This is a genomic window from Actinomadura violacea, assembly GCF_017573465.1.
In the GTDB taxonomy this organism is placed as follows: domain Bacteria; phylum Actinomycetota; class Actinomycetes; order Streptosporangiales; family Streptosporangiaceae; genus Spirillospora; species Spirillospora violacea.
On record NZ_JAGEPF010000001.1, the window covers coordinates 61,143 to 73,195 of the forward strand.

Below are 12,053 nucleotides of genomic sequence, written 5' to 3' on the forward strand. Positions count from 1 at the left end.
ATGCGCACAGGCCCGAAACAGCACGGCGTCGACCGCGCGGACGTGACGCTGGCGTTCGTGGCGGGCGTCCCGCTGGCGGGCCTGTCGGCGGTGGTCGCGGTGCTGTCGGTGCCGGGGGCGCGCGCGGCGATGCTGCTGGCCGCTGCTGTGGCCGCGCACGTCGCGCTGGCCGGCCGCCGCGCCCGCCCGATCGGCTCGCACACCGCCGTCTGCGCGATGCTCGCCGTCCAGGCCGCGGTCACCGGGCTCTTCCTGGTACTGCCGTCGGTGCTGGTCTTCCCGCTGTCGCTGTACGCGGTCACCGCGTACGGGCGGCGGACGTCCGGCCCGGTCACCGGGGCGGTGACGGGCGTGCTCGGGTCCTGCCTGGTCGCCGCCCGGTTCGCCGCCGACGCGAGCGTGCACGCCGCGCACCTGGGCCCGAACCCGTGGACGCTCCTGGCGCTGCTGCTCGCGATCGCCGCCGCCACCTGGAGCATGGGCCTGGTGCGCCGGACCCAGCTGGCGTCCGCGCGGGCCGCGGCGGAGCAGGCCGCCGCCCTCGCCGCCGAGCGCGCCCGCCACGAGGAGCGGACCCGGATCGCGCGCGAGATGCACGACGTGATCGCGCACTCCCTCGCGGTGATCGTCTCCCAGGCCAAGGCCGGCCGGTACGCCCCGGACCACGCGGCCGGCGCCCTCGCCGCCATCGAGGACGCCGGACGCGCGGCGCTGACCGACGTGCGCGGGCTGCTCGGCGTCCTGCGTCCCGCCGGCGACCCGCGGTCCGGTGACGGTCCGCAGCCCGCGCTGCGGGACCTGCCCGCCCTGCTGGACCGGGTCCGGTCGGCCGGGCTGGACGTCCGCCGCACCGACCGGGGCGCGCCGCGCCCGCTCAGCCCGGCCGCGGAACTGGCCGCGTACCGGCTCGTCCAGGAGGGACTGACCAACACCGTGAAGCATGCGGGCGTCCGCGCGAAGGCGGGCATCGCGCTCGTCTGGGGCGCCGACGCGCTGACGATCACCATCCGCGACGACGGCCCGGGCCCGGCGCCCGGCGGGGCGGGCGGTGCGGGCGGTGCGCCGGGCCTCGGGCTGGCCGGGATGCGCGAACGGCTCGGCGCGCTCGGCGGCGCGGTCAGCAGCGGCGCGGGCGAGACGGGCGGGTACGTGGTCGAGGGCCGCCTCCCCTACCCGGCGGCGTCATGACCATCGGCGTGCTGGTCGTCGACGACCAGGACCTCGTGCGCACCGGGACCGCCCTGGTGGTCGACTCCCAGCCGGACATGCGGGTGGTCGGCCAGGCCGCCGACGGCGCCGCGGCGGTGCGCCTCGCGGCGGGTGCCGACGTCGTCCTGATGGACGTCCGCATGCCGGTGATGGACGGCGCCGAGGCGACCCGGGAGATCTGCCGCGAGGGTGAGGCGCGGGTGCTCGTGCTGACGACGTTCGACCTCGACGAGTACGCGTTCGCCGCGCTGCGGGCCGGGGCGTCCGGGTTCCTGCTGAAGGACGCCCCCGCCGAGGAGATGCTCGCCGCGATCCGGACCGTGCACCGCGGCGACGCGGTCATCGCCCCGTCCACCACCCGCCGCCTCCTCGACCATGTCGCGCCCGGCCTGCCGGAGTCCGCCGGTCCCGACCCGCTCACCGACCGCGAGCGGGAGGTGCTCCTGCACCTCGCCCTCGGCCTGTCGAACGCCGAGATCGCCGCCCGGCTGTTCATGGCCGAGGGGACGGTGAAGACCCATGTGGGCCGCATCCTGGCGAAACTCGGGGTCCGCGACCGTGTCCAGGCGGTCATCTGGGCCTATGACCACCGCCTGGTCCGCCCGGCCTAGATGGTGCCGGCCTTCTGCAGGGACGCGATCTCTTCGGGGGAGAGGCCGAGGAGGCCGCCGTACACCTCGGCGTTGTGCCGGCCGAGGGACGGGCCGAGCGTGCGGACCTCGCCGGGGGTATCGGACAGCTTCGGGAACACGTTGTGCATCGGGAAGTCGCCGAACTCGGGGTGCGCCATCCGGATGATCGCCTCGCGGGCCTTGTAGTGCGGGTCGGCGAGCATGTCCTTCGCGCGGTAGGTGAGCCCGGCAGGGATGCCGTTCTCGTGCAGGAGCTCCAGGAGCGACTCGGAGCTCTGGCCGGCGGTCCAGGCGGCGATCAGCTCGTCCAGTTCCTCCGCGTTGGTGCCGCGGGCGCCGTGCGTGGCGTAGCGCTCGTCGTCGGCGAGTTCGGGACGGCCCATCAGCGCGGCGAGCCGCCGCCAGATCGTGTCGCGGTTCGCGGCGATGAGGACGGGGCCGTCCAGCGTCGGGTAGACGTTGGACGGCGCGATGTTCGGCAGCACTGACCCGGTGCGTTCCCGCTGGTAGCCCGCGATCTCCCACTCCGGGACGAGCGACTCCATCAGCGCGAGCACCGCCTCGTAGAGGGCCGAGTCGACGATCTGGCCGCGGCCCGTCCGGTGCCGGGCGTGCAGGGCGACGAGGGTGCCGAGCGCCGCGAACGTGCCGGCCAGCTCGTCGCCGAGCGAGATGCCCGCGCGGGACGGCGGCTTGTCGGGGTCGCCGGTGACGTACCGGATGCCCCCCATCGCCTCGCCGATCGAGCCGAACCCGGCGCGCGGCGCGTACGGGCCGTCCTGCCCGTAGCCCGTGACCCGGGTGATGATCAGCCGCGGGTTGTCCCTCTGCAGGTCGGCGGGGGCGAGGCCCCAGCGCTCCAGGGTGCCGGGACGGAAGTTCTCCACCAGCACGTCGGCCTGCGCGATGATCCGGCGGGCGAGGGCCTGGCCCTCCGGCGTGCGCAGGTTCAGCGTGACCGACTTCTTGTTGCGCGCGAGGATCGGCCACCACAGCGACATGCCGTGCGGCTTCTCCCGGCCCCACTCGCGCATCGGGTCGCCCGACCCCGGCGGCTCGATCTTGACGACCTCGGCGCCGAAGTCGCCGAGCAGCTGCCCGCAGAACGGGCCGGCGAGCAGCTGGCCCATCTCCACGACCCGGAGGTCTCCCAGCGCACCTGTCATGTCTCTTCCTTCGTCAGGTTGGCCGCGGCGGCGCGGATGTGGGCGCGCATCACCGACTCGGCCCAGTCGGGGTCGCGGGCGGCGAGCGCGGCGACCAGCTCCCGGTGGTGGTTCATGCTGCGGGCCATCTCGCCGGCGTCGTACCGGCGGAACGTCCCGACGATCAGCGGGGCGTGCATGACCGACGTCAGCATCGCGGGCAGCCGCCGGTTCCCGGACGCCTCGATGAGGGCGGCGTGGAACAGCGAGTTCAGCTGCGCGACGCGGGTGAAGTCGCCTTCGGCGACGGCGGCCTCCATCGCGTCGCACCGGCCGAGCAGGTCCGCGAGGACGTGGTCGCCGGGCGCCGTGCGGGCCGCGCGGGCCGCCGCGTAGGGCTCCAGCAGCGACCGCAGCTCGAAGATCTCCTCCAGGTCGCGCCGCGTCCACCGGACGACCCGCGCCCCGCGGTGCGGCAGCACCTCGACGAGCCCGTCCGCGCCGAGCCGCTGCAGCGCCTCCCGGACGGGCGTGCGCGACAGCCCGAGCGTCTCGGCCAGCTCTGCTTCGCCGAGCCGGGCGCCCGCCGCGGCCTCGCCGGACAGGATCATCCGCCGGACCGCGTCGTACGCCGCGTCGGTCGCCCGCGCCATCGCGCCCCCTTCCAGGCTTGATTGCATGCAATATAGTCATAACAGGGTCGAAACTCGCAAGGTGGAGGCGAAGTTGCATACAACAGTCCTCGAAGTGGGCCCCCGCGACCGGCTGCAGAACGAAGACCGCGTGCTCGCCCCCGACGAGCGGATCACCTTCATCGCCCGCTGCGTGGACGCCGGGGCCCGCCGCATCGAGGCCGTCTCGTTCGTGAACCCGAAGCGCGTCCCGCAGATGGCGGGCGCCGAAGAGGTCATGGCGGGCGTCCCGCGCCGCGACGGCGTCTCCTACAGCGGCCTCGTCCTCAACCGGCGCGGCCTCGACCGCGCCCTCGACGCGGGCGTCGACGAGGTGAACGTCGTGCTCGTCGCGTCCGACACCTTCTCCGTCCGCAACCAGGGCAGCACCATGACCGAGATGCTGGACGCCTGGGACGGCATCGCCGCCGCCGCGCATGACGCGGGCGTCCCCGCCGGCGTCACGATCGCCGTCGCGTTCGGCTGCCCGTTCGAGGGCGAGACGCCGCCGGAGCGCGTCGCCGAGATCGCCCGCCGCGCGCACGCCGCCGGCGCCTCCGAGATCGCGATCGCCGACACGATCGGTGTCGGCGTCCCGGCGCAGGTCCGCGACCTGACCGCGCGGGTCCGCGAGGCCGCGCCCGGCACCCCGCTGCGCTTCCACTTCCACAACACCCGCAACACCGGCTACGCCAACGCGCTCACGGCCGTCGACCTCGGCGTCACCACCCTCGACGCCAGCACCGGCGGCTTCGGCGGCTGCCCGTTCGCGCCCGCCGCCACCGGCAACATCGCCACCGAGGACCTCCTCTACGCCCTCCACCGCTCCGGCGTCGAGACCGGCATCGACATGGCGGCCGTCACCGAGACCGGCACCTGGCTCGCCGGCCTCCTCGGCAAGCCCGCCCCCGCCCTCCTCGGCCGCGCCGGCGGCCACCCCCCACGTTGACTTGCGGCGTGTCGGCCTTATCCGGGGTCTTTTAAGGCCGACACGCCGCAACTCAACGAAGTTAGGCCGCGTCCGGCAGGCTCGCCGACCTCGGTGTGAACGGCGCCGATGTGCTCGACGACCGCGGGCGGGCAGCCGATCGCGGCGACCGCGTCCCGGTGGAAGGCCTCGTGGACGAGGACGTCGGCGCCCGCCGCCAGCCGCGGGACGTTAGGCGTGCGGGCGGTGTCGCCGGAGAAGACGACCACGCAGTCCTCCGTCTCGATCCGGTACGCGAGCGCCGGGAACACCGGGCCGTGCGGGACGAGGATCGCGGTGACCTTGAGGTCGTCGTTTTCCATCACCGGGAACGGATCCATGCGCGGCGCGGTATCCGACGCGCTCGCTCCGGCCGCCGCGGGCGGCTGGATCTCGTGGACCCGGACATAGTCGGCCGGGTCGCTGCCCATGTGCTCGGCGATGAAGCCGTTCGTGGAGTAGGCGAACGCCGCGTTCGACAGCCGCAGCAGGGCCGCGACGCCGGGGACGGGGGCGTCCGCGTCGACCCAGTGGGAGCCGGGCGGCGGACCGTCCGGCAGCCGTCCCGCCGACCCCGGCCCGTACACCTCGATCGGCTTCTGGAACCCCTGCTTGCCCGCCACAGGTCCACGGTGTGGTCGGCGTGCAGGTGCGTCACGAAGATCCCCGCGAGGGACGGCATCGACAGCCCGGCCCGCATGAACTGGGTGACGGCCCCGCGCCCGGCGTCGATCACGTAGGTGCGGCCGTTGACGACCAGCGCGGACGCGATGCCGGTCCGGGCGGCGAGCGGCGGCGGCCCGCCCGCGGTGCCGAGCAGGACGAGGTCCGTGCCGCGATGGCCGGGCAGCCGCCCGCCGGGCGCGGCCTGCGAAGCGGGCGCGGCTTGCGCGGCGGGTGCGGCGAGGCCCGCGAGCGCCGCGGCGCCACCGCCGAGAACGGCGGCGCGGAGGACCGTCCGGCGCCCGGCGGCGCGGGGCGCCGGGGCGGCCTCTCGCCACCAGACCGCGGGTGATCGTTATTCCGGATCCCTGCCATCGACGGGATGGATGGCTCCGCGTCCCGCGCCGCCCGCGCCGCCCGTCATCCGCCGCACGGATGATCGGCATCCAGCGAATCTATTTCTCAAATCAGGCCGCCCGTCGTCACATTAGGGGCCACTGCGGAGCGGAGAACCGCTCCCTTGCAAGGAGTCCCTCGTGAACCCACCCTCACGGCGTTCCGGCGGCGGGACGCTCGCCGCCGCCTGCCTGGCCATCATGGTGTCCCAGATCGCCAACGTGGCCCCGGCGCCGATCAACGGCACCATCCAGGAGTCGCTCGGCGCCGACGGCGTCGCGCTCGCCTGGGTGACCTCGGCGTTCCTGCTGCCGACCGCCATCCTCGAACTGTCGTTCGGCGTGCTCGGCGACCTCCTCGGCCGCCGCCGCGTCCTCATCGGCGGCACCGCCGTCCTCGCGGCCGGGGCGCTGGTGTCCGGGTCCGCGCACGGCGTCCACCAGCTGTGGGCCGGGCAGGCGCTCGCCGGCATCGGCGCCGGCGCGCTGATCCCGACGTCGCTGGCCATCGCCGTGGCCGGCGCGACGACGGCCGAGGAGCGCTCGCGCGGCGTCGCCACCTGGACGCTCAGCATGTCGCTCGGCACCATGCTCGGCGTCATGGTCAGCGGGGCGCTCGCCGAGAACGTCTCCTGGCACGCGTCCTTCTACCTCGTCGCGCCGCTCGCGGTGCTGAGCCTCGCGGTGACGGCGCTGTTCGCGCGCGAGTCGAAGTCCCCGGAGGGGCGGTCGCTGGACTGGCCGGGGCAGGCGTCCATCGCCGTCGGCATGTTCGCCCTGCTCTACGGCATCGTCGAGGGCGCCGGGAACTCCTGGACGGCGCCGCGCACGATCGTCGCGCTCGCCGCCGGCGTCGCCGGGCTCGTCGCGTTCGTGCTGGTCGAACGCAAGGTCGCCGCGCCGATGCTGCACCTGGCCGTGTTCGGCATCCCGGCGTTCTCCGCCGCGGCGGTCGCCGCCGTCATCGGCATGTTCTCCTTCCTCGGCAGCGTGTACGCGCTGAGCATCAGGATCGGCGCGTTGCAGCACAAGACCGGCATCCACGCCGCGGTCTTCTTCGTCATCCTGCAAGGGGTGCCGTGCCTGCTCGGACCCGTCCTGCCCCGCATGATGCGGCGGTTCGGCGCGCGGCGGCTCGTCACCGGCGGGCTGCTCCTGCTGGCCGCCGGCGAGTTCTGGCTCGCCGCCCTGCCCGTGCGGGACGCGTCCCTGGCCGTCCATGTCGGGCCGCTGCTGCTGGAGGGCATCGGCTTCCTGTTCATCGTGTCGGCGATGACGTCGGCGGCCATCGACGCGGTGCCGCTGTCCTACACGGGCATGGCGAGCGCGGCCATCAGCACCGCCCGCGACTTCGGGATGTGCATCGGCCCGTCCATCGTCAGCGCGGTCGCGCTCAGCGCGGCCATGGGCGACCTGCCCGGACGGCTGGCCTCGGCGGGGACGCCGGCGCCGCAGGTCGCCGCCGCCACGGGCGCCGCCGGCAAGGGCGGCCCGTTCGCCGTCCTCGGCATCCCGGGACCGCCCGCGGAGGCCGCGCTGAACGCGCTGGCGCACGGCTTCTCCGTCGGTCTGGTGCTGTGCGCGGCGGCCTCGCTGCTCGCCGCGCTGGCCACCGCCCTCTGGCTCCGCGAGTCCAGCGAGCGGCGCGTGCTCGCCGAGGTGCCCGCCGCGGCGTAAGCCATGGGGGCGTGTCCGGATGTGCCAGAACATGGTCATGGCGGTCATCGGGGTGCGCCGGTGACAATGGGGACATGCCCGCTCCGCACCGTGTCATCATCGCCGTGTTCCCCGACGTCGACCTCCTCGACGTCACCGGGCCCGCGGAGGTCTTCGCGGTCGCGAACCGGGAGATGTCCGGCGGCACGCCCTACCGGGTGGTGCTGGCCGGGCCGGACGGCGGCCAGGTGCGCACCAGCGCCGGCGTCCGGCTCGCCACCGACCTGACGTTCGAGCAGGTCGGCGACCGGGTCGACACCCTCGTCGTGCCCGGCGCCGTGGACCGCGCCGGCGCGCCGGTGATCGACCCGGACCTGGTCGCCTGGATCGCCGGCACCGCCCGGCACGCCCGCCGCGTCGCCTCCGTCTGCGTCGGCGCGCACCTGCTCGCCGCCGCGGGCCTGCTCGCCGGCCGGACGGCGACCACGCACTGGGCGACCGCCGGCCGGCTCGCCGCCGACCACCCCGACGTCACCGTCGACCCCGACCCGATCTACGTCCGGTCCGGGGACGTGTGGACGGGCGCCGGCATCAGCGCGTGCATGGACCTCGCGCTCGCCCTCGTCGCCGAGGACCACGGCGAGCGCCTCGCGCTGAAGGTCGCGCGGCAGCTCGTCATGTACCTCAAGCGGCAGGGCGGGCAGAGCCAGTTCAGCGTGCCGCTGTGGCAGGCGCCCGCCGAGCGCCGCGACATCGACGAACTGCGCGCGTGGATCACCGCCAACCCGTCCGCCGACCTGTCCGCGGCGGCGCTCGCCGAGCGGATGCGGCTCAGCGAGCGGCACTTCGCCCGGGTCTTCCGCGGCGAGACCGGCGCCACCCCGGCCGCGTTCGTCGAGGCGGCGCGGGTGGAGGCGGCGCGCCGGCTGCTGGAGGCCACCGACGAACCACTCGACCGGGTCGCCGCGTCCTGCGGCCTCGGCTCGGTCGAGACGCTGCACCGCGCGTTCCGGCGCCGGCTCGGCACCACCCCCGCCGCCTACCGCCGGCGGTTCCGCACCGCCGCCTGACCCCGTTTCCCATGCCCGGCCGGTGAGGCCGGTGCTCGACCCTGCCCTCCTGGAGGACGAGATGACCGTTTCGACGACCCTGCGCGACGTGATCGGCCTGGACGGCGCGCTGCCCGCGCTGTCCGGCAGCACCCTGATCATGATCGACTTCCAGAACACCTACCGGACCGGCGTCATGGCCCTCCCCGGTGCGGGCGCCGCGCTGGACGCCGCGTCCCGGCTGCTCGCCCGGGCCCGCGCCGCCGGGACGCCGGTCGTGCACGTCGTCAACGACGGCGGCGAAGGCACCCCCTACGACATCCGCGCCGAGATCGGGCGGATCGCCGACCCCGTCGCGCCCCTCGACGGCGAGCCCGTCGTGGTGAAGGGCTTCCCGAACTCCTTCCACGACACCGATCTGGCGGACGTGCTGCGCCGCATCGACGCCGGGCCCGACCTGGTGCTGGCCGGCTTCATGACCCACATGTGCGTCCAGTTCACCGCCCAGGGCGCCTTCAACCTCGGCTACCGGCCCACCGTCGTCGCGGAGGCCTGCGCGACGCGTCCGCTGGCCGCCCCGGACGGCGCGCCGATCCCCGCGGACGCCCTGCACGCCGCCGCCCTGACCACGATCGGCGACCTCTTCGGCCTGGTCGCCCCCCGCGTCGACGACCTCCCCGCCTGACCCTCGCCCCGTGCCGGCGGCCCCGTCTGCCGGACGGTCGTCTGCCGGGCGGCCGCGTCTGCCGGACGGTCGCCTGCCGGCGGGCGGGGCGGTCGCCCGGGCGGGGCGGGCGCCCGGGCGAAGGGGTGCGCAGGCCCGGCGCGGCCGTCAGGCGCGGGAGGGCCGGGCGATGGTGAAGCGGTCGATCTCGGTGCCGTTCTCGGCCAGCGCCCGGACGGACAGCGTCGCGGTGCGGCCGCGCGGCGCCGGGGCCACGTCGACCCGGATGAACGAGTAGCCGGTGAACCGCACCCGCGACCAGTGCACCGTCTCCGGCACCTTGTTGCGGTCCTTGTCCCACACGTAGGTGGCGACGGAGTCGAGCGGCTTCTCCTTGCCCTCGTAGGAGTCCGGCACCGGGAAGCTGTAGAGGCTCTTGCCCGCGCCGCCCGCCGTCACGTACACCACGCCGTCGCTCTCCGGACGGGACGTGCCGCCGATCGGCAGCTGCTTGCCGACCGCGTTGCCCTTGATGGCGTCGGTGCGCTCGTAGACGTGGTTGTGCCCGTTCACCACCAGGTCGACCTGGTACTTCTCGAACAGCGGCACCCACGCGTCGCGCGCGCCGCCCTCGGAGGCGTGCTGGTTGGTGGTGGAGAACGCGCAGTGGTGGAAGAACACCACGATGAAGTCGATGCCGCGCCGCGCCCGCAGCGACTTGAGCTGCGCCTCCAGCCACGCCGTCTGCTTGCCCTTGGACAGGCCCTGGTTGGCGGGGATCTCGTAGGAGACGTCGTTGGCGTCCAGCGAGACGACGGCGGTGTTGCCGTAGACGAACGTGTACACGCCCGGCAGGTTCTTCGGGTCCGGGCCGTTCTCGGGAAGCTGGAAGCGGGCCTCCTCGCCGCCGTACCCGTTGGGCGAGAACCAGGCCTCCATGTCGTGGTTGCCGTAGCCGACCATCCACGGCACCTGCTTGGCGACGGTCTCGGTCTGGGCGAGGAACTGGTCCCACACCCGGACGTCGAAGGTGTCGCTCGTCTGCCCCGACCCGGACGGGTCGGCGTAGCAGATGTCGCCCGCGTGCAGGTGGAACGCCGGGTTCTGGCCCAGGATCAGGCTGTCGTTGGCGAGCGCGTGGTAGCTGACGCCCTGGTCGCCGAACGCGGTGAAGGTGAACTTCGACGACCGCGCCGGGGCGGTGGTGAACGTCCCGACCGTCCCGGCGAGGTGGGAGCTGGCCGGGTCGAAGCCGTCGTGGCCGACGCCGTAGTAGTAGGTCGTGCCGGGGTGCAGCCGGTCCAGCCGGACGTGCAGGTAGTACTGGGTGAAGTCGGGGCTCGACCCGACCCCGGCGGGCGTGTGGAGGCTGCGGACCTCGGCGGGGATGCGCTGCGACAGGTGCCAGGGGTGGGTGCCGATGCGCAGGAACGGCTTCTTCACCGGGACGGGGACCTGCCAGGACACGGTCATCTGCGTGCGCGGGTCGGCGCCGAACGCCAGGTGCCGGCCGATCGGCGCGACGAGCGCGCCGTCGACGTGCTCGGGGGACGGGGCGAGCAGCGGGAGGGCGGCCGGGGCCGACGCGCTCGCGGTGCCGGTGAGCAGGCCGCCCGCCGCGAGGGACCCGGCGGCGACGGCGCCGCCGCGCAGCAGGCCGCGGCGGGAGAACTTCGACTGGAGGTATTCGTGCTGCTCCGCCATGCTCATGCGCTCGGCGAGGCGCTGGGGGATGCCCATGCGAGGAGTGTTCACGGCCGTCAGGGTGGCGAACGATTCGTGCGCCGGGGCGTCCGCGACATGAACGGACGGCGTACGCCCTGCGGCGAGAAGATCACCGCCCGGCGAGCCCCGCAGGTCACGGCCCCGCCGCCCGCCCGGCCCGCCACCGCACGCGAGCCGAGCGCGGGGCTATCCGAGGCTGAGGGCGGCGATCCAGAAGAGGATCTGGGTCACCAGGAGGAACGCGCCGAGGACGCAGACCCCCACCGGCAGCCGGTAGGCGGGCCGGGGGTCAGCTTGCCTGGGGTACCAGGGAGAGCCCTGCTCGGCGGGCCTGTTCGACGCTGTCATGGAGGGCCTCCTCGATCTGCCGTGCCCGCTCGGTCAGGTCGTCGATCTCGGCGATGGCCAGGTCGTCGCGGACCGTGCGGGCCAGCAGGTCGCGGTAGGCGTCGTTGCCTTCGGCCAGGTTGTGCAGGGCGCGCAGCTCCAGCAGCGCCTGGTCGGCGGCCCGTGTGCGCGCGGCGTAGCGTTCGAGCGCCTCGACGCGCTTGATGACGGACTCGGTCGCCAGGTTCAGCGCCTTGCGCTGCGGGCGCAGCGCCTCCTCGACGCGCGGCGTGCTGAGCCCCATCGTCCGCTGCAGCTGCTCGTCGTGCAGGCGGGTCAGCTCGGCGAGCGTCCGGGCGATGTCCCAGAGCTGCCGCGGCAGGGTCACCGTGTTCCGCACCTCGTCCAGGAGACCCTCCTGGTTGACCTCGGAGCGGATCACGCCGTTGGCGGCCGCCTGCGCGCGCAGCAGCAGGTCGGGGGCGGGGCCGTCCAGTTCCTCCGGACGGATATAGCCGTCCTTGTGGCGCCGGATCAGTTTCGGCAATTCCGGCTCACCCGAGAGCAGCAGCACGACCAGGAAGGCGATGATTTGGAGCGGTACGCCGAGCACCATGTTCAAGGCGAAACCGGTCAGGCCGAAAAGGGCGATGGGCGTGATGACCGCCGCTTCGGCGGCGATGCCGACGAGCCGCGCCCATTTCCCGTACTGCCAGCACGCGACGGCGGGCAGGTAGACCCAGATCGGCGCCTGGATCGCGGCCAGCGTGGCGGTCTGGAAGCCGCGCCCGCCGAAGCGCGGGGGCGGCGGCGCGGCCGACGGATGCGGCAGCAACGGCGCGTTGGCCGCGAGGACGTCGCGCGCCGCTTCGGGAATGTCCGGGTCGAACACCACTCGTGGCATCACGCTGAAATCCTCCACGAGTCGGCGGATCCCCCACAAGGGGATG

Annotated in this window: 13 protein-coding genes; 7 read left to right on the forward strand and 6 right to left on the reverse strand. The window is 74.3% G+C overall.

Features of this window, described 5'->3' with window-relative positions; all coding sequences use genetic code 11:
• Both J4709_RS00310 and J4709_RS00315 read left to right on the forward strand, forming a co-directional pair.
• The gene (locus tag J4709_RS00310) at positions 1 to 1,188 is read left to right on the forward strand and encodes a sensor histidine kinase (RefSeq protein ID WP_208235635.1); all 1,188 of its coding nucleotides are present in this window, start codon (positions 1 to 3) and stop codon (positions 1,186 to 1,188) included.
• The gene (locus J4709_RS00315) at positions 1,185 to 1,820 is read left to right on the forward strand and encodes a response regulator (RefSeq protein ID WP_208235636.1); all 636 of its coding nucleotides are present in this window, start codon (positions 1,185 to 1,187) and stop codon (positions 1,818 to 1,820) included. Before J4709_RS00310 ends, J4709_RS00315 begins: the two co-directional genes overlap by 4 nt.
• Here the strand turns inward: J4709_RS00315 and J4709_RS00320 are convergent.
• Positions 1,817 to 3,007: a CaiB/BaiF CoA transferase family protein gene (locus tag J4709_RS00320; RefSeq protein WP_208235637.1), complete on the reverse strand. Its 1,191-nt coding sequence runs from the start codon at positions 3,005 to 3,007 to the stop codon at positions 1,817 to 1,819. The two genes, J4709_RS00315 and J4709_RS00320, sit on opposite strands and share 4 nt — an antisense overlap.
• Positions 3,004 to 3,639, reverse strand: coding sequence for a GntR family transcriptional regulator (locus tag J4709_RS00325; protein ID WP_208235638.1), 636 nt, complete (start codon positions 3,637 to 3,639; stop codon positions 3,004 to 3,006). The genes J4709_RS00320 and J4709_RS00325 overlap by 4 nt, the downstream gene beginning before the upstream one ends.
• 25 nt (positions 3,640 to 3,664) lie before the next feature.
• Between J4709_RS00325 and J4709_RS00330 the strand changes: the two genes are divergently transcribed.
• Positions 3,665 to 4,606, forward strand: a complete 942-nt coding sequence (locus tag J4709_RS00330; protein WP_208235639.1) for a hydroxymethylglutaryl-CoA lyase — start codon at positions 3,665 to 3,667, stop codon at positions 4,604 to 4,606.
• A gap of 17 nt (positions 4,607 to 4,623) precedes the next feature.
• Here J4709_RS00330 and J4709_RS56065 read toward each other — a convergent pair whose 3' ends face one another.
• The gene (locus J4709_RS56065) at positions 4,624 to 4,947 is read right to left on the reverse strand and encodes an MBL fold metallo-hydrolase (protein WP_372442026.1); all 324 of its coding nucleotides are present in this window, start codon (positions 4,945 to 4,947) and stop codon (positions 4,624 to 4,626) included.
• A complete protein-coding gene (locus J4709_RS56070) occupies positions 4,947 to 5,360 on the reverse strand; it encodes an MBL fold metallo-hydrolase (RefSeq protein ID WP_372442027.1) in 414 nt (137 codons plus the stop codon). The genes J4709_RS56065 and J4709_RS56070 overlap by 1 nt, the downstream gene beginning before the upstream one ends.
• On the opposite strand from J4709_RS56070, the gene J4709_RS00340 reads away from it, so the two are divergent.
• The 4 genes from J4709_RS00340 to J4709_RS00355 all read left to right on the forward strand — a co-directional run bounded on the left by J4709_RS00340 (position 5,268) and on the right by J4709_RS00355 (position 9,072).
• Entirely contained in the window at positions 5,268 to 5,639 is a 372-nt protein-coding gene (locus J4709_RS00340; protein ID WP_208235641.1) for a hypothetical protein, read from the forward strand. The genes J4709_RS56070 and J4709_RS00340 overlap by 93 nt on opposite strands.
• 184 nt (positions 5,640 to 5,823) lie before the next feature.
• Positions 5,824 to 7,359, forward strand: coding sequence for an MFS transporter (locus J4709_RS00345; protein WP_208235642.1), 1,536 nt, complete (start codon positions 5,824 to 5,826; stop codon positions 7,357 to 7,359).
• 74 nt (positions 7,360 to 7,433) lie between these two features.
• Positions 7,434 to 8,408, forward strand: a complete 975-nt coding sequence (locus J4709_RS00350; protein ID WP_208235643.1) for a GlxA family transcriptional regulator — start codon at positions 7,434 to 7,436, stop codon at positions 8,406 to 8,408.
• A 61-nt stretch (positions 8,409 to 8,469) separates the two neighbouring features.
• Positions 8,470 to 9,072: a cysteine hydrolase family protein gene (locus J4709_RS00355; protein ID WP_208235644.1), complete on the forward strand. Its 603-nt coding sequence runs from the start codon at positions 8,470 to 8,472 to the stop codon at positions 9,070 to 9,072.
• A 147-nt stretch (positions 9,073 to 9,219) separates the two neighbouring features.
• On the opposite strand, the gene J4709_RS00360 is transcribed toward J4709_RS00355, so the two are convergent.
• Together J4709_RS00360 and J4709_RS00365 are read right to left on the reverse strand one after the other, a co-directional pair.
• Positions 9,220 to 10,791, reverse strand: coding sequence for a purple acid phosphatase family protein (locus J4709_RS00360; protein WP_208235645.1), 1,572 nt, complete (start codon positions 10,789 to 10,791; stop codon positions 9,220 to 9,222).
• Positions 10,792 to 11,065: 274 nt separating this feature from the next.
• Positions 11,066 to 12,010 carry a hypothetical protein gene (locus J4709_RS00365; RefSeq protein WP_208235646.1) on the reverse strand — a complete coding sequence of 315 codons (945 nt, stop codon included), beginning with the start codon at positions 12,008 to 12,010 and terminating at the stop codon, positions 11,066 to 11,068.
• Positions 12,011 to 12,053: the final 43 nt, after the last annotated feature.

Coding starts and splice junctions, on each gene's coding strand:
- J4709_RS00325 (WP_208235638.1), bottom strand. CDS start 3,639: ATGGCGCGGGCGACCGACGCGGCGTACGACGCGGTCCGGCGGATGATC.
- J4709_RS00320 (WP_208235637.1), bottom strand. CDS start 3,007: ATGACAGGTGCGCTGGGAGACCTCCGGGTCGTGGAGATGGGCCAGCTG.
- J4709_RS00310 (WP_208235635.1), top strand. CDS start 1: ATGCGCACAGGCCCGAAACAGCACGGCGTCGACCGCGCGGACGTGACG.
- J4709_RS00360 (WP_208235645.1), bottom strand. CDS start 10,791: ATGGGCATCCCCCAGCGCCTCGCCGAGCGCATGAGCATGGCGGAGCAG.
- J4709_RS00355 (WP_208235644.1), top strand. CDS start 8,470: ATGACCGTTTCGACGACCCTGCGCGACGTGATCGGCCTGGACGGCGCG.
- J4709_RS56065 (WP_372442026.1), bottom strand. CDS start 4,947: ATGGAAAACGACGACCTCAAGGTCACCGCGATCCTCGTCCCGCACGGC.
- J4709_RS00315 (WP_208235636.1), top strand. CDS start 1,185: ATGACCATCGGCGTGCTGGTCGTCGACGACCAGGACCTCGTGCGCACC.
- J4709_RS00330 (WP_208235639.1), top strand. CDS start 3,665: ATGCAATATAGTCATAACAGGGTCGAAACTCGCAAGGTGGAGGCGAAG.
- J4709_RS00350 (WP_208235643.1), top strand. CDS start 7,434: ATGCCCGCTCCGCACCGTGTCATCATCGCCGTGTTCCCCGACGTCGAC.